Origin of the sequence: Stenotrophomonas indicatrix, from assembly GCA_041545745.1 — a bacterium.
Taxonomy (GTDB): domain Bacteria; phylum Pseudomonadota; class Gammaproteobacteria; order Xanthomonadales; family Xanthomonadaceae; genus Stenotrophomonas; species Stenotrophomonas indicatrix_A.
Genome location: CP168152.1, coordinates 3,323,925 through 3,346,701, shown reverse-complemented (window position 1 = coordinate 3,346,701; position 22,777 = coordinate 3,323,925). Strand labels below are relative to the sequence as shown.

General features: G+C 67.3%; 25 protein-coding genes. 12 read left to right on the top strand and 13 right to left on the bottom strand.

All coding sequences use genetic code 11. The features are described 5' to 3' along the window. Positions 1-107 precede the first annotated feature (107 nt). A complete protein-coding gene (locus tag ACEF39_RS15385; protein WP_500285671.1) occupies positions 108-1,745 on the top strand; it encodes an acyl-CoA dehydrogenase family protein in 1,638 nt (545 codons plus the stop codon). Between the two features lie 320 nt (positions 1,746-2,065). Here ACEF39_RS15385 and ACEF39_RS15380 read toward each other — a convergent pair whose 3' ends face one another. The 3 genes from ACEF39_RS15380 to ACEF39_RS15370 form a co-directional block, all read right to left on the bottom strand. Then, positions 2,066-2,476, bottom strand: a complete 411-nt coding sequence (locus tag ACEF39_RS15380; protein ID WP_500285670.1) for a hypothetical protein — start codon at positions 2,474-2,476, stop codon at positions 2,066-2,068. A gap of 149 nt (positions 2,477-2,625) precedes the next feature. Next, a complete protein-coding gene (locus ACEF39_RS15375; protein ID WP_500285669.1) occupies positions 2,626-2,967 on the bottom strand; it encodes a hypothetical protein in 342 nt (113 codons plus the stop codon). 124 nt (positions 2,968-3,091) lie between these two features. Continuing rightward, positions 3,092-4,267 (bottom strand): thiolase family protein, encoded by a 1,176-nt coding sequence (locus ACEF39_RS15370; RefSeq protein WP_500285668.1) that lies wholly within the window; start codon positions 4,265-4,267, stop codon positions 3,092-3,094. 181 nt (positions 4,268-4,448) lie between these two features. Here ACEF39_RS15370 and ACEF39_RS15365 point away from each other — a divergent pair, with 181 nt between their 5' ends. Continuing rightward, positions 4,449-7,286, top strand: coding sequence for a S8 family serine peptidase (locus tag ACEF39_RS15365; RefSeq protein ID WP_500285667.1), 2,838 nt, complete (start codon positions 4,449-4,451; stop codon positions 7,284-7,286). Positions 7,287-7,356: 70 nt separating this feature from the next. Here the strand turns inward: ACEF39_RS15365 and ACEF39_RS15360 are convergent, their stop codons facing one another. Further along, the gene (locus ACEF39_RS15360; RefSeq protein WP_500285666.1) at positions 7,357-8,454 is read right to left on the bottom strand and encodes a Glu/Leu/Phe/Val dehydrogenase dimerization domain-containing protein; all 1,098 of its coding nucleotides are present in this window, start codon (positions 8,452-8,454) and stop codon (positions 7,357-7,359) included. A 275-nt stretch (positions 8,455-8,729) separates the two neighbouring features. Between ACEF39_RS15360 and ACEF39_RS15355 the strand changes: the two genes are divergently transcribed. Further along, positions 8,730-9,809, top strand: coding sequence for an HDOD domain-containing protein (locus tag ACEF39_RS15355; RefSeq protein ID WP_500285665.1), 1,080 nt, complete (start codon positions 8,730-8,732; stop codon positions 9,807-9,809). Positions 9,810-9,812: 3 nt separating this feature from the next. Here ACEF39_RS15355 and ACEF39_RS15350 read toward each other — a convergent pair whose 3' ends face one another. The 3 genes from ACEF39_RS15350 to ACEF39_RS15340 all read right to left on the bottom strand — a co-directional run bounded on the left by ACEF39_RS15350 (position 9,813) and on the right by ACEF39_RS15340 (position 12,761). Beyond that, positions 9,813-11,381, bottom strand: coding sequence for a phospholipase D family protein (locus ACEF39_RS15350; RefSeq protein ID WP_500285664.1), 1,569 nt, complete (start codon positions 11,379-11,381; stop codon positions 9,813-9,815). A 134-nt stretch (positions 11,382-11,515) separates the two neighbouring features. Further along, positions 11,516-12,214, bottom strand: a complete 699-nt coding sequence (locus ACEF39_RS15345) for an RNA pseudouridine synthase (protein ID WP_025879164.1) — start codon at positions 12,212-12,214, stop codon at positions 11,516-11,518. Positions 12,215-12,260: 46 nt separating this feature from the next. Further along, entirely contained in the window at positions 12,261-12,761 is a 501-nt protein-coding gene (locus ACEF39_RS15340; protein WP_059064772.1) for a M48 family metallopeptidase, read from the bottom strand. Positions 12,762-12,822: 61 nt separating this feature from the next. Here ACEF39_RS15340 and ACEF39_RS15335 point away from each other — a divergent pair, with 61 nt between their 5' ends. Together ACEF39_RS15335 and ACEF39_RS15330 are read left to right on the top strand one after the other, a co-directional pair. After that, on the top strand, positions 12,823-13,380 hold the full coding sequence (locus ACEF39_RS15335; protein ID WP_500285663.1) for a DUF2058 domain-containing protein: 558 nt from the start codon (positions 12,823-12,825) through the stop codon (positions 13,378-13,380). A 160-nt stretch (positions 13,381-13,540) separates the two neighbouring features. Beyond that, positions 13,541-13,807 carry a DksA/TraR family C4-type zinc finger protein gene (locus tag ACEF39_RS15330; RefSeq protein WP_500285662.1) on the top strand — a complete coding sequence of 89 codons (267 nt, stop codon included), beginning with the start codon at positions 13,541-13,543 and terminating at the stop codon, positions 13,805-13,807. Positions 13,808-14,329: 522 nt separating this feature from the next. Here the strand turns inward: ACEF39_RS15330 and ACEF39_RS15325 are convergent. Together ACEF39_RS15325 and ACEF39_RS15320 are read right to left on the bottom strand one after the other, a co-directional pair. After that, entirely contained in the window at positions 14,330-14,923 is a 594-nt protein-coding gene (locus tag ACEF39_RS15325) for a mechanosensitive ion channel family protein (protein WP_080353823.1), read from the bottom strand. A gap of 35 nt (positions 14,924-14,958) precedes the next feature. Next, the gene (locus ACEF39_RS15320) at positions 14,959-15,138 is read right to left on the bottom strand and encodes a hypothetical protein (RefSeq protein ID WP_500285661.1); all 180 of its coding nucleotides are present in this window, start codon (positions 15,136-15,138) and stop codon (positions 14,959-14,961) included. A gap of 126 nt (positions 15,139-15,264) precedes the next feature. Between ACEF39_RS15320 and ACEF39_RS15315 the strand changes: the two genes are divergently transcribed. From ACEF39_RS15315 to ACEF39_RS15305, 3 genes are read left to right on the top strand one after another with little or no spacing between them, the layout of a single operon-like run. Beyond that, the gene (locus ACEF39_RS15315; protein WP_500285660.1) at positions 15,265-15,843 is read left to right on the top strand and encodes an RNA polymerase sigma factor; all 579 of its coding nucleotides are present in this window, start codon (positions 15,265-15,267) and stop codon (positions 15,841-15,843) included. Continuing rightward, entirely contained in the window at positions 15,840-16,364 is a 525-nt protein-coding gene (locus ACEF39_RS15310) for a hypothetical protein (RefSeq protein WP_500285659.1), read from the top strand. Before ACEF39_RS15315 ends, ACEF39_RS15310 begins: the two co-directional genes overlap by 4 nt. Before the next feature lie 13 nt (positions 16,365-16,377). Beyond that, positions 16,378-17,256, top strand: coding sequence for a DUF4097 family beta strand repeat-containing protein (locus tag ACEF39_RS15305; protein WP_500285658.1), 879 nt, complete (start codon positions 16,378-16,380; stop codon positions 17,254-17,256). A 49-nt stretch (positions 17,257-17,305) separates the two neighbouring features. On the opposite strand, the gene ACEF39_RS15300 is transcribed toward ACEF39_RS15305, so the two are convergent. The 3 genes from ACEF39_RS15300 to ACEF39_RS15290 form a co-directional block, all read right to left on the bottom strand. Next, complete coding sequence (locus tag ACEF39_RS15300; RefSeq protein ID WP_025879072.1) at positions 17,306-17,488, bottom strand: hypothetical protein; 183 nt, start codon at positions 17,486-17,488, stop codon at positions 17,306-17,308. An 11-nt stretch (positions 17,489-17,499) separates the two neighbouring features. Then, entirely contained in the window at positions 17,500-17,757 is a 258-nt protein-coding gene (locus tag ACEF39_RS15295; RefSeq protein ID WP_032977121.1) for a YkgJ family cysteine cluster protein, read from the bottom strand. A gap of 266 nt (positions 17,758-18,023) precedes the next feature. Then, positions 18,024-19,385: an Hsp70 family protein gene (locus tag ACEF39_RS15290; protein WP_500285657.1), complete on the bottom strand. Its 1,362-nt coding sequence runs from the start codon at positions 19,383-19,385 to the stop codon at positions 18,024-18,026. 177 nt (positions 19,386-19,562) lie between these two features. On the opposite strand from ACEF39_RS15290, the gene ACEF39_RS15285 reads away from it, so the two are divergent. After that, positions 19,563-19,898: a zinc ribbon domain-containing protein YjdM gene (locus ACEF39_RS15285; RefSeq protein WP_099818962.1), complete on the top strand. Its 336-nt coding sequence runs from the start codon at positions 19,563-19,565 to the stop codon at positions 19,896-19,898. 7 nt (positions 19,899-19,905) lie between these two features. Here ACEF39_RS15285 and ACEF39_RS15280 read toward each other — a convergent pair whose 3' ends face one another. Continuing rightward, positions 19,906-21,063, bottom strand: coding sequence for a tetratricopeptide repeat protein (locus ACEF39_RS15280; RefSeq protein WP_500285656.1), 1,158 nt, complete (start codon positions 21,061-21,063; stop codon positions 19,906-19,908). Positions 21,064-21,291: 228 nt separating this feature from the next. Here ACEF39_RS15280 and ACEF39_RS15275 point away from each other — a divergent pair, with 228 nt between their 5' ends. Genes ACEF39_RS15275 through ACEF39_RS15265 form a run of 3 tightly spaced genes read left to right on the top strand, consistent with a single transcriptional unit; the run spans position 21,292 to position 22,737 of the window. Beyond that, complete coding sequence (locus tag ACEF39_RS15275; protein WP_500285655.1) at positions 21,292-21,894, top strand: HD domain-containing protein; 603 nt, start codon at positions 21,292-21,294, stop codon at positions 21,892-21,894. A gap of 49 nt (positions 21,895-21,943) precedes the next feature. Next, on the top strand, positions 21,944-22,123 hold the full coding sequence (locus ACEF39_RS15270; protein WP_500285654.1) for an oxidoreductase-like domain-containing protein: 180 nt from the start codon (positions 21,944-21,946) through the stop codon (positions 22,121-22,123). Further along, on the top strand, positions 22,120-22,737 hold the full coding sequence (locus tag ACEF39_RS15265) for a DUF998 domain-containing protein (protein ID WP_500285653.1): 618 nt from the start codon (positions 22,120-22,122) through the stop codon (positions 22,735-22,737). Before ACEF39_RS15270 ends, ACEF39_RS15265 begins: the two co-directional genes overlap by 4 nt. Positions 22,738-22,777: the final 40 nt, after the last annotated feature.

Genomic DNA, 22,777 nt, shown 5'->3' with positions numbered 1-22,777 from the left:
CTGTGGCGCGCCGGTCGTGCACGCGGCGAGAATCGGCCTGAACGCGGGGTTGCCGGACGATACGGCACAATCGGGCCGCACACCTCTTGCCGGCGGGGAAGGAACCGATGAGTGGACCGAGCTTCAACAGCAGCGCTCCCTACGAAACCCACGTGGTGCTCAACCAGCCGCCACCGTTCGCCGGTCGCCAGTTGTGGACCGACGACATCGCACTGATGGAGGCCGTGCAGCGCGAGGGTGCGGCAGCGTTCGCGCCCCGCCTGGCGGTGTATGGAGGGCTGGCTGGCGACGCGTTGTACCGGCTGGGCTTCGATGCCAACCGCGATCGCCCGCGCCTGCGCACCCATGATGCGCAGGGACATCGCATCGACACCGTGGAGTTCCATCCGTCGTATCACCAGTTGATGCAGACGGCCAAGGAGCATGGCGTTGCCGGGCTGTCCTGGCACGAGCCACAGCCCGGCGCGCATGTCGCGCGCGCTGCGCTGAGCTACCTGCACCACCAGGCCGAGGCCGGCACCAGCTGCCCGTTGACCATGACCCACGCCGCGGTAGCCGTGCTGCGCGGGCAGCCGCATCTGGCCGAGTGGTCGCGCAAGGCCGCCGCACCGGTATACGACCCGCGTGATGTGCCGGTGGCCGACAAGGCCGGCATCACCCTGGGCATGGGCATGACCGAGAAGCAGGGTGGCTCGGACGTGCGCGCCAACACCACCCGCGCCGAACCCATCGATGGCGAGCGCTATCGACTGATCGGGCACAAGTGGTTCTTCTCCGCACCGATGTGCGATGGCTTTCTGGTACTGGCGCAGGCGCCGGCCGGATTGACCTGCTTGTTGATGCCACGGCGGCTGGCCGACGGCGATCGCAATGCGTTCCGCCTGATGCGCTTGAAGGACAAGCTGGGCGACTGGGCCAACGCATCCAGCGAAGTGGAGTTCTGTGGTGCACAGGCCTGGCGGGTGGGCGAGGAAGGACGCGGCGTGGCCACCATCATCGGCATGGTGATGATGACCCGGCTGGACTGCATGCTGGGCGCTGCGGCGGAAATGCGCATGGCGCTGGCGCAGGCGCTGCACCACGCACGGCATCGGCGCACCTTTGGCAAGCCGCTGCTGGACCATCCGCTGATGGCCAACGTGCTGGCCGATCTGGCGCTGGAATCGGAAGCCGCCACGGTGCTGGCGATGCGTATCGCGCGCGCGGTCGATCACGCCGGCAGTGATCCGGCGGAGGCCGCATTTGCGCGGCTGGGCACGGCATTGGGCAAGTACTGGATATGCAAGCGTGCGCCTGCGTTCGTCAACGAAGCACAGGAATGCCTGGGCGGTGCCGGCTACGTGGAGGAATCGATGTTGCCGCGCCTGTACCGGCAGGCACCGTTGAATTCGATCTGGGAGGGCAGCGGCAACATCCAGTGCCTGGATGTGCTGCGCGCGCTGGCGCGCGAACCGGAGGTGCTGGCGACACTGCACGGTGAGCTGGAGGCGGTGGCCGACCGTGATGTGCGCTATGCGGCGGCGCTGCAGCAGTGGCGCGATGCGGCGGCACCGGAGGAGGAACAGGCGCGGGTGTTCTGCGAACGAACTGCATTGCTGCTGCAGGCGGCGTTGTTGCTGCGTGCACACAGTCCGATGGCAGAAGCATTCATCCGCAGCCGGCTGCAGGGCGAACATGGGTTGGCATTCGGCACGCTGCCGGCCGGGGTGGACGTGGCGGGGATGCTGGCGCGCGCGCTGCCGTAGCGGCGGCCAACGGCGGAGCCCCTCGTGGTGGGCGCTGCAGGAGCATGGGCAGGGCCGCGCGGGTGGGCTGCGCAGGGGGCGCCGTGAATACGTCCCTGTAGGCTCGGGCGCGCCATCCATGGCGCTTACGCCCCTGCGCAGCCCACCCGCGCGGCCTTGGACGGTTTCCGTGCGCGTCCAGCACGGAATCAACAGAAGAAGCGAAAAGCAGAAAGCAGAAAGCAGAAAAGCCGCGGCGATGCCGCGGCTTTTCCTCTAGAGCCGAGCACGGGCTCGGCTTATCCGGTAGCGCCGGGCCATGCCCGGCGAACGCGAAGGCCTTAGTGCTTGGCTTCTTCCTTGGCGGCAGTGGTCTTGGCGTCGTCGGCCACATCGCGAGCCTTGTCGGCAACCTTCTGCGCGGCATCGGCGGTGGCGTCGCTGGCGTGGGCGGCAGCATCGGTCGCTGCGACCTTGGCCTTGTCGGCCGCGTTGGCGGTGGCGGCGGCGGCGCTGTCCAGCGCCTGCTGGGTGTCGGCGGCTGCCTGCTCGGAGGCGGCGGCGGTCTTGTCGGCGGCGTCACGGGTGGCTGCGGCGGCCTTGTCGACGGCATCGCGTGCGGCGGCACCGGCGCTGTCGGCGGCCTGCGCGGCGTCCTGCTTGGCCTGTTCGGCTTCCGGGCCCTTGCAGGCAGCCAGTGCGAGCAGCAGGGAGGCGGCCAGCAGGGGGATGGTCAGCGGGCGAATCTTCATGGCGGTCTCCGGTACTGCAATGGATGGGGACGCCAGCCTATTCATACCGTTGTGAAGACGTGGTGGTGACCTGCGCACAGAACTGCGCGCAAAGAAAAAGCCGCTGGCGAACCAGCGGCTTCTTCAGAACAGCTTGAAGAAAGAAGTTATTACTTCTTGGCTTCTTCAGCAGTGTCCTTGGCCTTCTCGGCGGTGCCTTCAGCAGCCTTGGCAGCGTCGGCAGCAGCGCCGGCAGCAGCGTCGGTGGCAGCGCCAGCAGCCTGGGCAGCGGCGTCAACCGAAGCGTCAGCAGCGGTGGCGGCGGTGTCAGCGGCCTGCTGGGCAGCGTCGGCGGTCTGGGCGCCAGCAGCGGCGGCCTGGTCGGCAGCAGCCTGGGCTTCGGTGGCGGCCTGGTTGGCCGAAGCAGCGGCGTCCTGGGCAGCTTCCTGCTTCGAGCAGGCGGCCAGGGCCAGAGCCAGGGACATCGCGACCAGCAGCTTGTTGATGCTCATTGTGTAAATCCTCGTCGTTAGAATTAGGCAACGCGCATGCTGCGCGCCGACAACATGATGACAAGCCAAGATTGGGTGTCAAGCGATCCCGCATTCATTTTTGCGAAATAGACGTTAAACCCTTTCAGATCAACTCGATGGCGATAGCCGTCGCTTCGCCGCCGCCGATGCACAGGGTGGCAATGCCGCGCTTGCCGCCGCGCGTGCGCAATGCGTTGACCAAGGTGACCACCAGGCGTGCGCCGGAGGCACCGATGGGATGGCCCAGCGCGCAGGCACCGCCATTCACGTTGAGCTTGTCGTGCGGGATGCCCAGTTCGCGCATCGGGGCCATCGCCACCACGGCAAAGGCCTCGTTGATTTCGAACAGATCGATCTGGTCCAGCGACCAGCCGGTCTTCTCCAGCAGGGTGTGGATCGCGCCGATCGGGGCGGTGGTGAACCACTCCGGTTCCTGCGAATGGGTGGCATGGCCGACGATGCGCGCCAGCGGCTGCAGGCCGCGTGCGGCAGCATCTTCTTCGGTCAGCAGGACCACGGCGGCGGCGCCATCGGAAATGCTGGAGGAACTGGCGGCGGTCACGCTGCCGTCCTTCTTGAAGGCCGGGCGCAGGGTCGGGATCTTGGCGATGTCCGAACGGCCGGGCTGTTCGTCGCTGGCGATCTCGACTTCACCCTTGCGGGTGGCGACCTTCACCGCAACGATTTCGTCGGCGAAGGCGCCGTTGGCCTGGGCCGCCTGTGCGCGCCTGACCGATTCGATGGAGTAAGCATCCTGCTCTTCGCGGGTGAACTGGTACTTGTCCACGGCGCATTCGGCGAACTCGCCCATGGCCTTGCCGTCATAGGCGTTGACCAGGCCGTCGTGGGCCATGTGGTCCACGGCCTGGAAGTTGCCGAAACGGTTGCCGGTGCGCGAATTGGGCAGCAGGTGCGGGGCGTTGGACATCGATTCCATGCCGCCGGCGACCACGACCTTGGCCGAACCGGCCTTGATCAGGTCATGGCCGAGCATGATGGCCTTCATCCCCGAACCGCAGACCTTGTTGAGGGTGGTCGCGCCGACCGACAGCGGGATACCGGCGGCGATCGCTGCCTGGCGGGCAGGGGCCTGGCCGAGATTGGCCGGCAGCACGCAGCCCATCAGGACTTCGGAGACGTCGCTGGCAGGAACGCCCGACTGATCCAGCGCGGCGGCGATGGCGGCCGCGCCGAGGGTCGGGGTCGGAACGCCGTTGAACTGGCCGAGGAAGGAGCCGATGGCGGTGCGCTTGGCGGCGGCGATGACGATGTTGGACATGGCAATCTCGTTGATGCGTGAGCAATGTTCGGAAAGGAGACGACGGGCGTTGGAAGCGGCGCCGTTTCCCGGCAGACTGCGTGGGGGCCGGCTCAGTATAGAGGGTCGGCGGAGACTGCCGCAGGGCAGCACTGGATGCCTGCCCGGATGGCGGCAGGCCAACGTTCATGGGAAGGAAACGATGGAACGTAAGACGATGGGAAGGTCGGTCCTGGCATCGGCGCTGGCGGTGGCGCTGTCGGCGTGTGGCGGTGGAGGCGGTGGCAGCAACGTGCGCATCGACCCGCCACCGACCACGCCTCCCGTCCCCCCCCCGGTTACCCCGCCGCCAGCGGCCAGGCCGCTTGAGCCGGCCGTGGATGCGCATCTGGCACAGACCAACGCGAGTGCCGCACACGCCACTGGCGCGACCGGCCGCGGCGTCCGCATCGGCATCGTCGATTCGGGCGTGCTGCGCAGTGCCGAGGCGCTGAACGGACGGGTGGTGGCCAACCTCAACTACATCGACCCGAGTCGCAACAATCTCAACGTCGATGACGTGCTTGGCCACGGCACGGCCGTTGCCAGCCTGGCTGCTGGTGTACCGGTGGGGGTCTGGCCCGGGGGCATTGCACCGGGTGCGGAGATCGTTTCGGCGCGCATCATTTCCGATACCACGCCCGCAGATGACGGCAGCGGCAAGGGCAATTCCTTCAGCGGCACGCTGGGCGTGGCCGGGGTCCACCAGGACCTGATCAACTACGGCGTGAAGGTGATGAACAATTCCTGGGGCGGCCTGTACTGGACCGACCTCGGCACCACCGCGCAGGTCGCGGCCGAATACCGCCCCTTCATCATCAATCACGGTGGCCTGGTGGTGTTCGCCGCAGGCAATGAGGGGCGCGACCAGCCCAGCAGCGTGGCCGCGTTGCCCAGCCAGCGTGGCCTCGGCGGATCGCTGCCGGCAGCCGACCTGGAAAAGGGCTGGCTGGTGGCTACCGCGATCGATCCGAACAAGCCCGGTGAACGCGCACCCTGGGCCAATGCCTGCGGCGACGCCGCACGCTACTGCCTGACCGCTCCCGGCAGCGCGGTGTTCCCGGAGCCGGGTACCGGCAAGTATCTGTGGAACTACGGTACATCCTTCGCCGCGCCACTGATCTCCGGTGCTGCTGCGCTGGTCTGGCAGCGCTACCCGTACTTCGACAACGACCTGGTGCGGCAGACCCTGCTCGGCACCGCCACCGACATCGGTGCGCCGGGCGTCGATCCAATCTACGGCTACGGCATGCTCAACGTCGGCAAGGCGGTGAACGGTCCCGGCCGCTTCGACTGGGGCGATGTCACGGTCAATGTCGACGCGGCCTCTTCGGGCTCGATCTGGAGCAACGACATCGCCGGCGCTGGCGGCCTGGTCAAGCGCGGCGATGGCCGGCTGGAACTGAGTGGCAACAACAGCTACAGCGGTGCCACTCGCGTCGAGCGCGGCAGCCTGGCCCTGCGCGGCGGCGCTGTGATCCGTTCCAACGTCAGCATCTCTGGTGCCGGCGGTGCCTCGATGGCCGGCCTGCAGTTCATGCCGGGCACGCCGCGGGTGATCGGCAACGTCGACAACGGCGCCAGCGTGGTGCTGGTCAACGCCAACACCACCGCGACCATCGAAGGCAATTACAGCCAGCGGCCGGATGCGCAGCTGATCGTCGCACTGGGTGTGAACGCGCTGCAGGTGACCGGCACCGCACGCCTGGCCGGTGGCGTCGTGGTCGATGGCATCCTTTCCGGTTACGTGCCGCAGGCCGGCAGCCGCCAAGGGCTGATCCACGCCAACGGCGGTATCAACGGCACGTTCACCACGCCGGTGGCCAACACCGGCGCCAACGGCCTGACCCTGCTGCAGGCACAGTACGGCTATGGCAGCAACGACGCGTGGATGGACCTGACCCAGGTCAATGTTTCGGCCGCTGCGTCCGGCCTGGGCGCCAATGCACAGGCATCGGCACTGCGGGTGGCGTCGGCATTCACCGCGCTGGACCGCAACGCGAACCTGCAGGGTTCCGCATTTGGTACGGCCGCCGGGGCGCTGCAGCGAACGGCTGGCGGGACCGATGGCCTGTCGGCGAGCCTGGAGAGTCTGTCCGGACAGGCGCATGCGCGTGCTGAAGCGTCGACCTTCGACAGCGTGGACATGTCGCGCCGTGCGGTTGCCGAGCGCTTCGACCGCGTGCAGGCAGCACCGAAGCTGCGCGGCGCCTGGCAGAGTGCGCTGGGCGAAGCCGGGCAGGGCAGCTTTGCCGGCAACGCCGCCGACAGCCAGGGCTGGATGGCAGGTCAGGACGTGGCACTGGGCAGCAATGGCCTGCTGGGCATGGCTTTTGGCGAAACCCGCAGCAACGGCGGCAGCAACTTCAGTGGTGATCGTGGGCGTGACCGCCAGGCGCAGGCGCAGCTGTATGCCGGCTGGAACCTGGGGCGTGGCTATGCGCTGGCCCAGTTCGGCACCGGCCAGTTCACCCGGGAACTGGACCGCCAGTTGCTGCTGGGCGCCGGTGCCTACGGTGTGTCCGCGCGCTACGGTGGGCGCTTCAGCAGTGCCAGCGTCGAAGGCGGCTATCGTTTCGGACGCATCGGTGCATCGTTGACCCCATACCTCGGGGCCAGCAGCACGCGCCTGGATACCAATGGCTTCAGTGAGCAGGGCGGCTTTGGTTTCGGCCTGCGCGGTGAGGCATCACGTGCACAGCGCAGCCAGATGCTGGCGGGCCTGCGAGGCGAGCGGCAGTGGGGTCGTTGGACCCTGCGCGGCCATGCCGAATGGCAACAACGTCTGGATGGCAACGAACAAGCCTGGCAGGCAAGTTTTGTCGGCGTTGATGCCTGGGCGCCGTTGGTCGGTGTCGACGCACCGCGTGGCAGTGCCTTGTTCGGCTTGGCGCTGGAATCGTGGTGGGGCCGCAATGGCCGCCTGAGCCTGGGTATCGACCAGCGCGTGGGTGGTGATGATGCACGTCAGGCCGCGCTGCGCTACAGCTCTGGCTTCTGATCGTAGCGGCTGGCTTGCCCGGCGGTGCCGACCCACGGTCGGCACCCGTCCGGCTCGCGGGGGCGGGCGATCAGCCGCCGCGCAGGTTGCCCAGGCGCGGCGTGCTGCGGCCCAGCGGCATCTTCAGCTTGCCGATCGACAGGATGCGCGCTTCGGCGATGCGGTCGGCGGCACGCTGCGGGGCGATGTTCTCGCGCTGCGACAGTTCGAAGATGCGCGTCAGGTTGTGGTAGATGCTGCGGATCAGCCGCATCGCGCGTTCGCGGTTGTAACCGTCGATTTCCAGCGACACGTTCATCACGCCACCCGCGTTGACTGCGTAGTCCGGCGCATACAGGATGCCACGCGCATGCAGCTCGTCGCCGATCTCCAGGCTGGACAGCTGGTTGTTGGCAGTGCCGCAGATGATCTTCGCCTTGATCCGCGGCAGGGTGTCGGCGTTGATCGCGCCTTCCAGCGCGCACGGCGCGAACACATCGGCATTCACTTCGTGGATCTCGTCCGGCTTGACTGCCTCAGCGCCGAAATCGTTGACCGCACGATCCAACAGCGCGCTGTCCAGATCGGTCACGTACAGCTTGGCGCCACGGTCGCGCAGCAGCTTCACCAGTTCCATGCCGATATGACCCAGGCCCTGCACCGCGATGCTGGTCTTGCCCACTTCCTCATGGCCGAACTTGAAGCGCATCGAAGCCATCAACGCCTGCAGCGCGCCATAGGCGGTGAACGGAGCCGGATCTCCCGAGCCGCCATGGACCTGGTGCACGCCGGTGACGAACTGGCTCTCCAGGTAGATGTTCTCCATGTCGTTGACGTCGGTACCGACGTCCTCGGCCGTGATGTAGCGACCGCCCAGCGAATCGACATAGCGGCCGAAGGCGCGGAACAACACTTCGGTCTTGTCGACCTTCGGGTCGCCGATGATCACCGCCTTGCCGCCACCGACATTGAGACCGGCCAGCGCATTCTTGTAGGTCATCGTGCGGCTCAGCCGCAGCACATCGGCCAGCGCATCGTCGGTGCTGGCGTAGGGGCGCATGCGTACCCCGCCCAGGGCGGGGCCCAGGGTGGTGTTGTGAATGGCGATGATCGCCCGCAGGCCGGCATCCTGGTTGTGGCAGAACACCACCTGTTCGTGGCCGGTGGTTGCGAGGGTTTCGAATAGCATGGGGTCTCCGATGGCGCGATCAGCGGTGAACTGCGGCGAACTGCCAATGAACGGTAGGGTCCGAAAACAAAAAAAGCGACGTCGTCGGTAAAGGGGGACGGGTCGCGCGGCGCCATTCTAGTCCATTCGCCCGGGATATGCCGTCGACGCCGGAGGCGTCCGGGTTAAAGAAGATGAAAGTGCGGCCGATGCTGCGACGACGGCAGGTGGCCGGATGGGATGAAGGTGCAGGGGCAGGCCGTGGCAGCAGCAGGACAACGACAGGGTGGGCGGCGATGACCGCAGCGTGGTGGCGATCTGTGCTTCGTTGGCTGTCGCAGCTGACCGGGCAGGCCCCGTCACGTCTGGCCGCAGCCCCCCGCCAGGCCGTGGCCGCCGCGGCAGCCAGCCTGCAAGGCGATGCCCTGCCGGCAGCCGAGGTCGCCAGCCACCTGCAGCGCGGGCTGCATGCGCTGGCACTGTATCCGCGCTTGGCCGGCGAACCGGCTGCGGTCAGTGCGTCGGGCCTGGCCGAGGCGGTGGACCGGGCACTGCAGGACCGCGACTGGGCCACCCGACAGCTGCCGCGGCGCCCGCAACTGCTGCCGCAGCTGATCCAGACGGTCAATGACGACGTTGCGTCGGCGCGGGTGATGGCCGCGATCATCGGTCAGGATCCGGTGCTGACCGGCAACCTGCTGCGGATCGCCAACAGCCCGGTCTACAAGGTGCACGAGCGGCCTGTGGAAAGCCTGCAGCGAGCGGTGACCCTGGTCGGCACCGAAGGTGTGCGGCAGATCATCAGTGCAGTGCTGGTGCAGCCGGTGATGCAGGTGCAGTGCGAGGTGTTCCCGCAGTTCAGTTCGATCATCTGGGAGCACGCGCTGCTGGCTTCACGCGCGGCCGCCGACCACGCACGCACGGTCACCTTCGGCGATGCCTTCGCTGCGCAATGGCTGGGCCTGGTGCAGGGGCTGGGCGCGGCGCTGGTCATGCGGCAATTGCTGCAGGAAGCGCAGGTGCGCGGCGAAGAGGCGGAGCCGGCGCTGGCCCTGCAGTTGCTGCAGCGGTGGTCACAACCGTTGGCACAGCGAGTGGCTGCGGCCTGGGAACTGCCCGAACCGGTACATCAGGCCTTGGCACCTGACGCCGACGGTCCGCTGGCCGACAGTCTGCGACTGGCCAGCGCCGCTGCGGCGGCCAGCCTGTTGTGCCGGCACGGGCATGCCAGCCAGGGCCGCATGCTGGCCTTGCTGGAACAGCTGCCGGCGGCGCCACCGCAGGCGCTGCGCTGGATCTGGCGGCGCCTGCATGGGCGCAATGTGGAAACCTTGGACGAAAGCCTGCACGGCGATGGTGAAGGACTCGCGCCCTGATCGTTACAGCTGGGATTCCAGCGGCAACCAGCTGATCACCCGTGCCGTCCAGCGTTTGCCGGGGCCGCTGTCGGGCTCGCTGTCGACCCAGTGCGGCGGCGGCTCGCGCTGCAGCCAGCGCAGCCGGTCATCGGCGCCCAATGCCAGCCACCAACTGTGTTCCGGGCTGGCCAGGCGCAGATATTCCGCACGCAGTTGCGCGCCCAGCATCGGGTCGTCGAACAGCACACCCATCTCGGTGTTGAGGTAGGCCGATCGCGGATCGAGATTGAAAGAGCCGACGAACCCGCGGCGGTCGTCGACCAGCAGTGCCTTCGTGTGCAGGCTGGCGCCACTGCTGCCGAACAGACTGCGGTCGCCAGCCTGGTCATTGGCCTTCAGTTCGTACAACTGCACGCCGGCCTTCAGTAGTGGCACCCGGTAGCCCATGTAGCCACCGTGCACGGCAGCCACATCGTTGGCCGCCAGCGAGTTGGTCACCACGCCAACCTGAGCGCCGCGCCTGGCCATTGCGGAGAGACCATCCAGCCCTTCGCTGCCGGGCACGAAGTACGGCGAAATCAACAATGCCTTGTAACGCGTCGACTGCAACTGCCGGACCAGCTCGGTGACCAGCCAGCCGTCGCGCGCGTCATCGCGATGCTTCATTGGCGGGTCCGACACGATCCGCACCTGCCGGCTCCAGTGCAGCGGTTCCGGGCTGGGCCGCTGGCGCTGGCGGGAGTCGGCTACCCGCTGCAGGTAAGGCCGAGCCGCCTCACGCTGCGCTTCGTGATCCGATTCGCGCACGAGCAGCCGCAGTTGCGCCTCGGTGTGGAAGGCCAGTGCCGAGATTGGAATCGCCGCGTCGCTGTTCCAGTAGTCGTCGAAGATCTGGTTGGCCTGCTGCACGGCCGGGCCGGCCACCACCAGGTCCAGGTCCTGAAAATTCACGTCGCTGCGCGCGCTGAAGTATTCCTCGCCGATGTTGCGCCCGCCCACGATCGCGATGCGCCCATCGGCAATCCAGCTCTTGTTGTGCATGCGATGGTTCACGCTGAAGGCGCGTTGCACCAGCTCCAGCGTGCGGGCGATGCCGCTGCGGTTGCGGAACGGGTTGTACAGGCGAAGCTCGATGTTGGGATGCGCATCGAGCGCCATCATCAGCGCATCCTTGTCCTTGGCATTCATGTCATCGAGCAGGATGCGCACGCGCACGCCACGTTCGGCAGCGTCGTACAGCCCCTTGGCCATCAAGTGGCCGATCAGGTCGTCGTGCCAGATGTAGTACTGCAGGTCCAGGCTGCGGCCGGCATGTTCGGTGATCATCGCGCGGGCAGCGAACGCATCCATCCCATCGCTGAGGAAGGCCACGCCCGACTGCCCAGGATGGGCAGCCTGCAGCGGCATCATCTGTCTATCGATGGGCGTCTGCGCAAGCTGCAGAGGCAGTACCTGCGACGCTTCGCCGCGCGCCTGCGGGGCCAGGCGGTCGGCCAGCAGCAGGCCGGACAGGACCAGCAGAAGCAGGGCGGCGATGACGATCGCGGCGACGCGCAGCAGGCGTCGCCATAGGGGTTTGCGCAGACTCATGCCGCCGATGGTAGATCCACACCATGCCTGGAGGTAGATCCACGCCATGCGTGGATGAATCGCCACCAGTAGATCCACGCCATGCGTGGATGAATTGCCACCAGTAGATCCACGCCATGCGTGGATGAAGTGATTCAGAACCGCTCGTCGCTGCCCAGGTAGCGCCACTGGCCCACGGCCAGCGGGCCCAGCGCCACCCGACCGATGCGCAGGCGGCGCACCGCCACAACCTGCAGGCCGGCAGCCGTCACCGCAGTCCTCAACCCCTTCGCGGTCAGCCCCTTGCCTGCAAAGCGCAGGCGCTGCTCGCTCTGCCAGCTGACCTTGGGGCCGCCCGCCTCATGCTGCAGCCGGGCCATCAGCCACGGGCCACGTTCCGGGCCGCCTTCAGCCACTTCGACCAGGTATTCCTGTTCGGTGCGGCCCAGGTTCCGTTGCAGGTGCGCGAGCACGGCCGGATCCTGGCTGACCACTACCAGCCCATTGTCGTCGGCCGGCAGCGAGGATGCCAGCTGCAGGCCGTGGAAGTGCCGCTGCAGCGGACGGATGTCACTGGCATCCAGTTCGCTGCGGGTCTCGGTACGGATCAACGCGCACAGGGCATCGGCCGGCACGCCCGCCGGTTTGTGCAGCAGCATGCTGGCGCGCTCGGCCTTGCTGTCGCTGGCCTGCTCGGCCACCACGATGCTGGCGCTCTCGTCCACCGGGCGCTGCGGCTGTTCCACCACCTCGCCATCGACGCTGACCCAGCCGCCCTCGATATAGCGCCGCGCTTCACCACGCGGGATGCCGAGCAGGGCGGACAGGCGTTTGTCGAGTCGGGTCGGTTCCATGGCGAAAGGTCGGGCAGGGGGCGCGCAGTGTAGCCGCTACGCCGGCTCAGCGCTGGCCACGGTTGGCCAGCTCGGTCAGGTACAGCCGCGTATCGAACTCCAGCTGCAGGTAATCGGGCTCCATGTGCTGGCACAGCTGGTAGAAGGCCTTGTTGTGGTCAGCCTCCTTCAGATGGGCCAGTTCGTGCACCACGATCATGCGCAGGAAGGCGGCTGGCGCCTGCCGGAACACGGTAGCGATGCGGATCTCGCGGCTGGCCTTGAGCCGGCCACCGTGCACCCGGGAAATGGCGGTGTGGGTGCCCAGGGCATGCTTGATGACCTCCAGCGTGTTGTCGTAGCAGACCTTGTTGAGCGGCACCGACTTGCGCAGGTAGCGGTCCTTCATGTCCTGGGTGTAGTCGTACAGCTGGCGGTCGCTGCGCACCTCATGCGGGTCCGGGTAGCGCTGCTGCAGCCAGGGGCCAAGCTTGCCCTGTGCCAGCAGGTCGCTGACCTGGGCGACCAGGGGTTCGGGGTAGCCGGTGAGGTACTTCAGGACAGCCATGCAGGGGCGTCGGCGCGTCGGTAGAATGGGGCATCCAGATTACACGCGGTACGTATCGACCATGGCAAAGCCCAACGCGCTGCAGGAACAATTGCTCAAGGCCGGCCTGGCCAAGAAGTCACAGGCCAGTGCCGCCGCGCGTGAACAGGCCAAGGCCCGCCAGGGCAAGGCCGAGTCGACGTCGGCGGAGGTCCAGCGTGAAGCTGAACGCGCGCGCGCCGAGAAGATCGAGCGTGACCGTGCGCTGGCGGCCGAGCGCAATGCGCAGGCCAAGCAGGCTGAGCGCAAGGCGCAGGCCAAGCAGATCATCAGCGCCCACGCCGTACCGCACAAAGGCGAGGACGAGTACCGCTTCAGCGATGGCGCGGTGATCCGCACCCTGCTGATCGATACCAAGCTGCGCAAGGCGCTGTCGGTGGGCGTGCTGGTCATCGTGGCCCAGGGCGACAGCTACGCGGTGCTGCCGCGCGCGGCAGCCGAAAAGGTGCGCGAGCGCGCCCCGGAAGCCATCGTCGTCGACCATGGCACGCCCGGCTCCAGCGCCGAGATCTCAACCGGCAACGCCGAGGACGACGCCTACTACGCGCAGTTCCAGGTGCCCGACGACCTGGTCTGGTGAGTAAATAAAAGGGACGGAGGGGATTACGTCGCTTATGGCACGAACGACGTAATCCCCTCCGGCCCCTTTTCTGCTCAGGTTGCTGAAGAGTGGCCGAGCGTGGTCTGTTTCGTGGGAGTATCGTTCCCATATCAGGTGACACACCCTGAGGAGGATGGCCATGGCTACCGGTTGGGCCGGAGATGGCGCGGTCCAGGACCAGATCGACGCCACCGTTGACGATGCAATTGCGCGCGCGCGGCGCCAGCTGCGCCAGGGCCCGGGTCTGGACCACTGTGAGGAATGCGACGCGCCGATTCCCTTGGCACGACGTGAGGCGGTGCCTGGGGTTCGGCTGTGCGTGAACTGTCAGCAGGCGCACGACGAAGAGGAACAGGCGCAGAGTGGCTACAACCGACGCGGTAGCAAGGACAGCCAGCTGCGGTAAGGGGTGTTCGGCAGGGCTGTGCCCTGCACCTGCAGATGCTTCAAGCCAAGGCAAAGGCAACAGCAAAAGCTGGCATTCCGTGGGGTGGTGGGGCGGTGTCGGATTGCGGGGACGCCGCAAGTACGTCCTTGTAGGCTTGGCAGCCGCATCCATGCGGCTGACACCCCGCAATCCGACACCGCCCCACCTCTGACAGTTTTCCGGTGCCTGGTAGATCCACGCCATGCGTGGATGAATTCCGATGGAAATCGAATATTTCGATATTGGAATTTGATGAAAGAGCATCCACGCATGGCGTGGATTACAGCTCGCGGAAAACTGTCGAAGGCGGGGTGGGGCCGGTGGCAGGGGCGTGAGCCGCATGGATGCGGCGACCGAGCTTACATGGACGTACTTGCAGCGGCCCCTGCCACCGGGCCCACCCCGCCATCCCACAGGAACGCAGCTTTTGCTGTTGAGGTTGCCGGCCAGCGGCCGGCACTACCGCGGGTGCAGGGCGCAGCCCTGCCGACCAACCAAACCTCAGCCGTCGCCCTGGATGCCGCCGGGCGCCTGCGTCGGGTCGCGCCAGCGCCGCACCGTGCGCTGGAAGAACAGGTTGTTCGGCAGCTGCAGCACCGTGCCCTCGTGGCCGTCACCGGTTTCCTGCAACGTGGTGTAGATCAGGTTCACGTCGATCACCCGGCCCTTCAGCCCGGGCTTTTCGCCGTTCTCCAGCACTTCAATGTAGTCATGCAGGCGGAACGGCCGCGTGGTGAAGATCAGCAGCGTGCAGAAGATGTTGGACAGCACGCTCCAGGCCGCGAAGAACGCCACCGCGCCCACCGCAGCGAAACCGGTGAAGGCCGTCCACAGCACCGAGGGCGAGGCACCGAGCAGGCTGAGGATGTACAGCACCGCGCTGAAATAGACCACGAAACTGGTGATCCGGCGCGCACCCATCACCATTTCCGGTGGCAGCGTGTAGTGATCGGCGAAGCGGCGGATCAGGCGCCGCGCCAGCACCCGCAGCAGCCAGGCGGCGAGCAGGGTGATCAGGATCTGCAGGGCGATCCCAATGTCATGCAGCCAGGGGTGGGTCCAGGCGGGCAGGTGGTCCTTCAGCGACAACATCATGGGGCGACAACGTGTGACGGAAACGGGTCTTGATGTTACCCGGCGCGTGTCGGCGTTTCGACTGCCTGTGCCCAGGCCAGGCAGACAAGGTCCTGTTTGTACTGCTGCAGGCAGGCGCGGCCGCTGTCGGCGCGCCAGTGCAGGGAAACGCCGAACGCCTGCAGCAGCATGCAGGCCACGATCGCCAGCAGGGCGGCGCAGGAAGGACTGGACATGGGAGGCTCCTGGCCGGGCAGGCCTGCGGGGGACCTGTGATGGATGCAGCCAGCCACGAAAAGGTTGCAAGCGGAAAGTGTGTCGGCAGATCTAAACCTTTTTCCGGGTGGCCGCATCCAACGGATATGCTCGACACCACCATGCCCGCGCCGCCTGCCGCCAACGATGTCGTCGACGAAACCGCTTTGGTGCATGCGGCGGCGGCCGGCGATACCGCTGCCTACGAAGTGCTGTATCGGCGGCACTCGCCGCGGGTGTTTGCCACCTTGTGGCGCCTGTGTGGCGGCCAGCAGGCACGCGCCGAAGATGCACTGCAGGAGGCGTTCCTGCAGGCATGGAAGGCACTGCCGGGCTTCCGGTTCGAGAGCAGCCTGTCCACCTGGCTGCATCGATTGGGGGTCAACGCCGCGTTGATGGAGCTGCGCGGCCGTGCCGCCGGGCATGACCACGACAGCCTGGATGACGTGGACGGTGGATTGCCGGAGATGGCGGTGCACGATGGTTGCGCCGGCACCGAACGCGATCTGGAACGTGCATTGGCGACCCTGCCACCGCGCGCACGTGCGGTGCTGGTGCTGCACGATATCGAAGGCTGGAAACACCATGAAATCGCCGGCCAGCTGCAGATGGCGGTCGGTAGTTCCAAAGCACAGCTGCATCGCGCGCGTGGCCTGCTGCGCGCGCGCCTAGGAGACATGACATGAGTACGCACGACCCCGATCACGACCTGCTGGCGCGCTTGCGCGCCCTTCCCACTGAACGCAGCACACCGGCGGATGGCTGGGAACGCCTGTCGGCGCGGTTGCCCCCCCGCGAGCCGGTTGCCGCACAGGTGCCGAAGGACAACGTGGTGGCCTTGCCACTGCGCAGCCGTCGACGCAGGTGGTTGCCGGTTGGCGCGGCACTGGCGGCCAGCCTCGCGCTCTACGCGGTCGCGCCGTGGCGGCATGCACCCGAGGCGCTGCCTGCGCCCAGTGGCCTGCAGCTGCAGGCCGATGCGATGACCGAACAGTACCGGCAGGCCGTGGCGTCACTGCCTGATGGCACTGCGCCGGAGTGGCAGCCCGCGCTGCATGAACTGGATCGCAGCGCGGAACAGATCCGCGCCGCGATGGCGCAGGACCCGCGTGCGCCGCACCTGCTTGGACAGCTGAAGCGAACCTACGCGCTGCGGCTCGAACTGACCCGGCAGGCGGCCCAGGCCGCCACCGGTCTGACAACCTGAGGAGACCCCCCGGATGCGAACCCTTTTTCCTTTCTGCGCGGCCCTGTTGCTGGTGCCCGCCATGGCGCTGGCCGATACACGTGTCGACGAACGCCACAATGTTGCTGCAGGAGGCCGCATCGAACTGAGCAACGTCGCTGGCAAGGTGACAGTGCGCGGCTGGGACCGCAATGACGTGCAGCTCACCGGCACGCTCAGCGACGGCCTGCAGCTGCGTCAGGAAAAGAGTGCCAACCGGGTGCGCTGGGAAATCGAGTATCCGCGGCGCGGCAACAATGGTGGGGCCACCTTGACCCTCAACGTGCCGCGCTCGGTGGAGCTGCTGCTGAGCACGGTCAGTGCCGACCAGGACATCAGTGGCGTCGACGTGCGGCGGCTGCAGGCCGACACCGTCAGTGGCAATCTTGCCGCCGTCGGTCGTAGCGGCGACAGCGTGCTCAACACGGTCAGCGGCAATGTCACTGCGCGGTTGCAGACCCCGCGGCTGGACGTGAACACGGTCAGCGGCCGGATCGAGGCCGGTGGCGGGGTTTCCGGCGAGATCGGGGCGCAGACGGTGTCCGGCCGGGTCGGCGTCGATGCCGGTCGCATCCAGCGCCTGGTGGTGGAGACGGTATCCGGCGGCATTGACTTGTCGGCGACCGCTTTGGCGCCGGGGGGGCGCATCAACGTGGAGTCGGTCAGTGCATCGGTCAGCCTGCATCTGCCGCGCACGGTGTCGGCGCAGCTGTCGGTGAACAGCTTCAGCGGGTCGATCAACAGTGACGCCGGCAAGGTCGAGCGGCCGCGTTATGGGCCGGGCAGCAGCCTGGATGCCCGTTTGGGCAGCGGCGACGGCGATATCCGCGTGCAGTCGCACTCGGGCAGTGTGCAGGTACGCCTGGACCGCTGAGTGCGGTCCGGCAGGCCGCGGCGGCAGCGCCGCCGCGGTCGGGGGTGGGTCAGCTGGCTTTCTTCAGCGCCCAGGTGGTACCGAGAACTTCAATCTTGCCACCGCTCTTGCGGAACGCGGCCAGGTCGGAGGCGATCGAGTCGCTGTTGACCACGGTGCTGGCGGATGCGCCCTTGCGTTCGCTGCGGATGCTGTTGCTGGCCTTCGCGGGGGTCTTTGCCTTGCGGGGCATGGTTGCTCCTGTCAGGTGGAAGGGGAGGAAAGCGCGCAGGACTCAGCCTGGCGCAGGTAGTCCTGCCGCTCGCGGCGGCAGTCGTCGCCGCCCATCGAAAACTGGCGGCAGATCGCCGGGCGCTGCGAATAGATCGTGCAGCGCAGGTGATACGGATCGATCGCCGCGCACCAGCCTTCCTCGTTGCGCGCCATCACGGCACGGCCGTGTGCGTCGCGCGACAGGAACTGGCCGGGCACGTGGTCGCCGGGCTGCAGCAGGACCGGCAACCGGCAACAGACCGCGTCACAACGGCGGCAGTCGATGGGTGCAGGTTCAGCGTCAGGTTGTACGGCCACGGGGGCCTGGCGGGTGCCCAAAGCGGGTCTCGATGGCGGCTCGGGTAGTACGCGGACCATGATCGAGCCAAAGGGCATGGTCGCCAGACCCGCTGGGCGGGGCAGGCTGCACCATGGGTACACACACCGGCGAGGCCAGCGGAAGGTGCAGGGGTTTTCTAGCCGGCCAAGGGTAGCTCAGACCGCGTAACGTTTTGTTAATCCCGGCTGGCTGCCGCCAGCGCGAGGCCTTGGACGACTCCCAACGAGGGCTCGCCGTGGACCATCCGGGCGCCCGGGAACGCCTCGGCAGCCGCCTGTCGCAGGTAGCCGGCGCGGGACATGCCACCGGTCAGGAACACCGCATCCGGGTCGCCGCCGATGTCATTGCGGACCTGGGCGAGCAGTTCGCGGATCTGGCTCAGGTAGCCATGCGCGGCCGCGGCCAGGCCGTCGGTGCTGTTGTCCACGTGCAGGTCGCAGGCGATGTAATCCAGCGTGCTGCGGTGTTCGCTGGCACTGCTGAGGGCGATCTTGGCGCGCTCGACATCGCGGTACAGGCGGGCGGTGTTGCCGGTGTCCTGCAGTGCCTGCAGGCGCGCGCCCCACGGCGCGTCGACGTTGCCGTAGTTGTGCTGGCGGAACTCGCGCTGGCGGGTCATGTCCTGCACGGTGGCCGCTTCCACGTAGTGGTGGGTGGGCACGCGGGTGATGCCGCGGCCGAACAGCGGCATGTAGCCGGACAGGCTCAGGGCCAGGTCGATATCGGTGCCGCCGCGGGCGATACCCCAGGCGCGATGGATCCGTGGCGCTTCGCTGCCGCCCACTTCGGCGTGCGCGATATCGGTGGTGCCGCCGCCGATATCGACGATCACCGCCTGATGGCGATCGCTGCTTTCAGCGTGGTAATGCATCGCTGCAGCGGCGGGCTCTTCAAGGAAGTCGATCTGGTCGAAGCCGGCCTGGCTGGCCGCTTCGCGCAGGATGTCCAGGGCCTGGTCGTTGCCGGCCTCGCCGATCGAACTGCGGAACTGCACCGGGCGGCCGAGCAGGGCGCTGCGCAGCGGCTGACCGAGCTGGGCGCTGGCGGTCAAGCGGATGTGTTCGAGGATGTGCGCGGCGATGCCGGTGATGGTCTGCCGCGCGCGCGGGTGCAGGTTGTAGCCGAGCATGGACTTCGGGCTCTGCACAAGATTGCCTTCGTGCTCTTCGAAATACGCTTCCAGCGCATCGTCGCCGTAAACGGCGTTCTGCAGCAGGTCGCTGGCGCTGCGTTCCTTTCCAGCGCGGGCCTCCATCCACTCCCGGCGCAGGGCGCGCAGCGCCTCGCGGCGCAGGGCCTGTGGCGTGCGTTCCTGGCCAGCGGCACGGGCTGCTCGGGCGGCGCTGTCGATCAGCTGCTGCAGTTCGTGCTCCTGCCCGGCGTCGAGCTGGAAATCGTCCGGGTCGGGCACCACGCCGGGGAAGTACACGCTGGTGCGGAACTGTTCGGCCTCGCCGAAGCGGATCGGCAGCAGCTTCCCATCACGCACGATGGCGGCGGCGGAGTTGCTGGTACCGAAGTCGATGCCGAGGCGCATGGGGAGGTCCGGGGACGATCAGGGGCCGCGCACTCTGCTGGAGTTTGCCGCGCGCTGCAAGTTCCGGTGCCTGCCTCGGGCGGGCCGGGCGAGGTCCCATCCAGACCGTCGCCGGAAAATGAACGAAAGGCCGGGCGGTTACAATGGCCGCTGTTGATTCATTTCGAGGTACTTGCGATGTCTTCTGTTCCCGCCTGCCCGCAGTGCACCCTGGAAAACACCTATGCCGATGGCGCGCTCTGGATCTGCGCCGACTGCGGCTTCGAGTGGACGGCCGAAGAAGGTGCTGGCTCGACCCTGGTCGTGCGTGACAGCAACGGCAATACCCTGCAGACCGGCGACACCGTCACCGTGATCAAGGACCTGAAGGTCAAGGGTTCTTCGATCCCGCTCAAGCAGGGCACGGTAATCCGCAACATCCGCCTGGTCGAAGACGATGCCGAACACATCGAAGGCAACTCGGACAAGATCAAGGGGCTGGTGCTGAAGACCTGCTTCCTCAAGAAGGCCTGATCGCCCCTCAGCGCTTGGCCTGCTGCGCCCGCCAGCGGGCCAGGCTGTCCAGCTTGGCCTGGTAGCGGGCCTGCTGCGTTGAACCGCCCAGTTCCTGCGCCCGCAGCAGCTCGCGGTCTGCACGCTGCAGCCGGCCCGTCAGGAAATACACCCGGGCCAGGCCGAAGTGGAACTGGTGCGCGGTGTCGTACAGACGCACCGCCCGCCGGTAGTACGTGATCGCCTTGTCCATGTCGCCAGCGCGCTCGGCCTGGGCACCCTGCATGTACTGCGCGAACGGATCCTCCCGCTGCACCGACTGCAGCTTCTTCTGCATCGACTGCGCCTGCGCCGTCATGCCAAGCTTGCGATAGAGCGCGCTGGCGTTGTTCAGCGCCGCGCTCTGGCGTCCATCCAGGCGCAGGGCGGTGTCCAGTGCGCGGCGTGCGCCTTCGTCATCACCCAGGCGGTTGTCGAGCACGCCAATGTTGTTCCACGTCGCCGCGAACTCCGGGTCCTGCGCCAGCGCGGCATCGAAGAAGGCACGGGCCCCACTCAGGTCGCCGTCGGCCAGGTGCTCCGCGCCCCGGTTGTTGTAGTAGTGCGCCAGCGCCCGCTCACGGCCGATGGGCTGCGGCCCATGGCGGTCATACAGCACGTTGCGGTCAAGGTCGACGGTGCCGTAGCGACCGCCGACATCCACGCCGGCGTTGACGTGCCCGACGTTGTAGACCACGCCCTGGTCCTGGTCCTGATACCACGACACCACCTGGCCGACTTCCTGCACCCTCGCCTGGATGCCGGCCTCACGGGCAAGCGTGACGAACAGCAGGGTGAAGGCGAGGCAGTTGGCGCGCTGGTGCTGCCAGATCTCGCTGACGGTGTAGGTCGCATCGGCGTCGTACTGCAGGTCCAGACCGCGCTGGCTGAAGATCATTTCCACCAGCGCCTGCAGGCGCTGATCGCGCGAGTAGCTGCGGCTGATCACCTGATTCTGCAGCATCTCGCGCATCGCTGGCGGGATCGCGAGCACCTGTTCGGGCGTCGGCACGCTGGCGGCGGTGACCTTTACGGCAGAGATGGTCGGGATGGCGGGCGCGGGGGGCGGCGCATCCTGAGCACACAGGGCTGGCGCGCCGAGCGCGGCCAGTGACAGGAGAAAGCATCGAGCGGCAAGACGACGCATGACGGTTTCCGGCAGCGGCGGGCGCTTCCGCCTGCGGTCAGTGTAGACCTGCACGTGGCGGTCCGCATCCACCGGCGACCAACGCGCCGCTCATCCACAACCAATGTGGACCAGCACGCGACAAACCTGTGGACAACTGCCCTGCGCCCTTGCCCGGCAGGGGATGTGAGTGGCTGGTGAAAAAACAGCCAGCTTGCCCGGCGGTGCCAAGGGCGGGATCATCCACGCATGGACTTCGCCCCGCTGACCCTTGCTCCCGCCCATTGGCAGGCACTTCAGGATGCCTATGCAACGCCGCCGCGCGCCTACCACCACTTCGGCCATGTGCGTGCGGTCCTGCAGCATTGCCAGACGGTGGCCGAGGGGCCGGGCTGGCAGCAGCCGGCCGAGGTCTATCTGGCAGCGTTGTACCACGATGCGATCTACCAAGCCGGCCGCAAGGACAACGAGGTAAAGTCGGCCGCGCTGGCCCTGCAGGCGATCGCGGACTGGCCCGAGCTGGCATCGGTGGACGCAGGCCGGGTCGAGCAGTTGATCCTGCTTACCGCCCGCCATGGTGAGCTGGGCCCGGCCGATGTCGATGCCGAAGCTGCGCTGTTCCTCGACTGCGACATGGCGATCCTGGCGGCACCCGAGGAGGTGTTTGCCGCGTATGACCGCGGCGTGGCCGAAGAGTACAAAGGCGTGGTGCCGGGCTTCCTGTACCGCGCCGGACGCCGTCGCTTCCTGCAGGGGCTGCTGCGCGCGCCGCGGATCTTCCTCAGCGACTTCTTCGACCAGCGCCTTGATGCTGCCGCGCGGGCCAACCTGCGCCGCCAACTGGGCGCCTGAGCGCACCGCTACACTATCCATCTGCCATCGCGTGGTGTTGTTTGCAGCCGTGACCGTCTCCGATATCCCTGCCGATCCCCGTCCGCTGCCGCCGGAAGAACCCGGCCCCAACGAATGCTGCGGCAGTGGCTGCCCGCTGTGCGTGCTCGACCTGTACACCGAGGAGCTGCAGCGTTACCGCAAGGTGCTGGCTGAGTGGAAGGCTCGGCATCCGGACGCCGACCCATGAGCCGTGCCCGTCCAGCCGCGATGCTGGCGCTGGTGGCACTGCTGTTGTTCGTGGCGACTGCATTGTGGACGCAGTTCGCGCGTACGGATCTGGATTGGGTGAAGGCTACCCTGAGCCTGTACCTGCATGGGCCGTGGGGTCTGGCACTACGCACGGCCTACTGCATGCTGGCGCTGGCCATCGCCGTGCTCGGCGTCGCTTTGTATCGGTACAGCGTGGGGCCGCGGCGCAGCGCAGCGGCACCCTTGCTGTTCTGCGTGGCTGCCATTGGCCTGGCCATCGTTGCCATCGGTGACAGCTGGCTGCCCGCGGCAACGCCGTTGCTGGCGCCGTTGATCCATGGCCTGGCGGCCAATACCGCCTTCCTGTGCGCCAGCGTCGGCATGCTGCTGCAGGCCTGGTACCTGCGCCGCGAGCCGGGCTGGCGAGGCAGTGCGGCGCTGTTGTGGGGCTGGGCATGGCTGGCCTTCGTGCTGCTGTGGATGCACGTGCTCTGGCGCGGTGGCGCACCGCGTGGGCTGGGGCAGAAGCTGGTTATCGCGGTGATCGTCGGCTGGCTGCTGTGGTTGGCGCTGGCGCTGTATCGCCGCGGGCGTCCTGCCGGCACCCGCTGAATCAACCACCTGCCTGGTTGCAGGCCGCCTGTACCGGTAC

Bases quoted from the DNA above. Each gene is read 5' to 3' on its own strand.
- ACEF39_RS15385 (WP_500285671.1), top strand. From the start codon at position 108: ATGAGTGGACCGAGCTTCAACAGCAGCGCTCCCTACGAAACCCACGTG.
- ACEF39_RS15380 (WP_500285670.1), bottom strand. From the start codon at position 2,476: ATGAAGATTCGCCCGCTGACCATCCCCCTGCTGGCCGCCTCCCTGCTG.
- ACEF39_RS15375 (WP_500285669.1), bottom strand. From the start codon at position 2,967: ATGAGCATCAACAAGCTGCTGGTCGCGATGTCCCTGGCTCTGGCCCTG.
- ACEF39_RS15370 (WP_500285668.1), bottom strand. From the start codon at position 4,267: ATGTCCAACATCGTCATCGCCGCCGCCAAGCGCACCGCCATCGGCTCC.
- ACEF39_RS15365 (WP_500285667.1), top strand. From the start codon at position 4,449: ATGGAACGTAAGACGATGGGAAGGTCGGTCCTGGCATCGGCGCTGGCG.
- ACEF39_RS15360 (WP_500285666.1), bottom strand. From the start codon at position 8,454: ATGCTATTCGAAACCCTCGCAACCACCGGCCACGAACAGGTGGTGTTC.
- ACEF39_RS15355 (WP_500285665.1), top strand. From the start codon at position 8,730: ATGACCGCAGCGTGGTGGCGATCTGTGCTTCGTTGGCTGTCGCAGCTG.
- ACEF39_RS15350 (WP_500285664.1), bottom strand. From the start codon at position 11,381: ATGAGTCTGCGCAAACCCCTATGGCGACGCCTGCTGCGCGTCGCCGCG.
- ACEF39_RS15345 (WP_025879164.1), bottom strand. From the start codon at position 12,214: ATGGAACCGACCCGACTCGACAAACGCCTGTCCGCCCTGCTCGGCATC.
- ACEF39_RS15340 (WP_059064772.1), bottom strand. From the start codon at position 12,761: ATGGCTGTCCTGAAGTACCTCACCGGCTACCCCGAACCCCTGGTCGCC.
- ACEF39_RS15335 (WP_500285663.1), top strand. From the start codon at position 12,823: ATGGCAAAGCCCAACGCGCTGCAGGAACAATTGCTCAAGGCCGGCCTG.
- ACEF39_RS15330 (WP_500285662.1), top strand. From the start codon at position 13,541: ATGGCTACCGGTTGGGCCGGAGATGGCGCGGTCCAGGACCAGATCGAC.
- ACEF39_RS15325 (WP_080353823.1), bottom strand. From the start codon at position 14,923: ATGATGTTGTCGCTGAAGGACCACCTGCCCGCCTGGACCCACCCCTGG.
- ACEF39_RS15320 (WP_500285661.1), bottom strand. From the start codon at position 15,138: ATGTCCAGTCCTTCCTGCGCCGCCCTGCTGGCGATCGTGGCCTGCATG.
- ACEF39_RS15315 (WP_500285660.1), top strand. From the start codon at position 15,265: ATGCTCGACACCACCATGCCCGCGCCGCCTGCCGCCAACGATGTCGTC.
- ACEF39_RS15310 (WP_500285659.1), top strand. From the start codon at position 15,840: ATGAGTACGCACGACCCCGATCACGACCTGCTGGCGCGCTTGCGCGCC.
- ACEF39_RS15305 (WP_500285658.1), top strand. From the start codon at position 16,378: ATGCGAACCCTTTTTCCTTTCTGCGCGGCCCTGTTGCTGGTGCCCGCC.
- ACEF39_RS15300 (WP_025879072.1), bottom strand. From the start codon at position 17,488: ATGCCCCGCAAGGCAAAGACCCCCGCGAAGGCCAGCAACAGCATCCGC.
- ACEF39_RS15290 (WP_500285657.1), bottom strand. From the start codon at position 19,385: ATGCGCCTCGGCATCGACTTCGGTACCAGCAACTCCGCCGCCGCCATC.
- ACEF39_RS15285 (WP_099818962.1), top strand. From the start codon at position 19,563: ATGTCTTCTGTTCCCGCCTGCCCGCAGTGCACCCTGGAAAACACCTAT.
- ACEF39_RS15280 (WP_500285656.1), bottom strand. From the start codon at position 21,063: ATGCGTCGTCTTGCCGCTCGATGCTTTCTCCTGTCACTGGCCGCGCTC.
- ACEF39_RS15275 (WP_500285655.1), top strand. From the start codon at position 21,292: ATGGACTTCGCCCCGCTGACCCTTGCTCCCGCCCATTGGCAGGCACTT.
- ACEF39_RS15265 (WP_500285653.1), top strand. From the start codon at position 22,120: ATGAGCCGTGCCCGTCCAGCCGCGATGCTGGCGCTGGTGGCACTGCTG.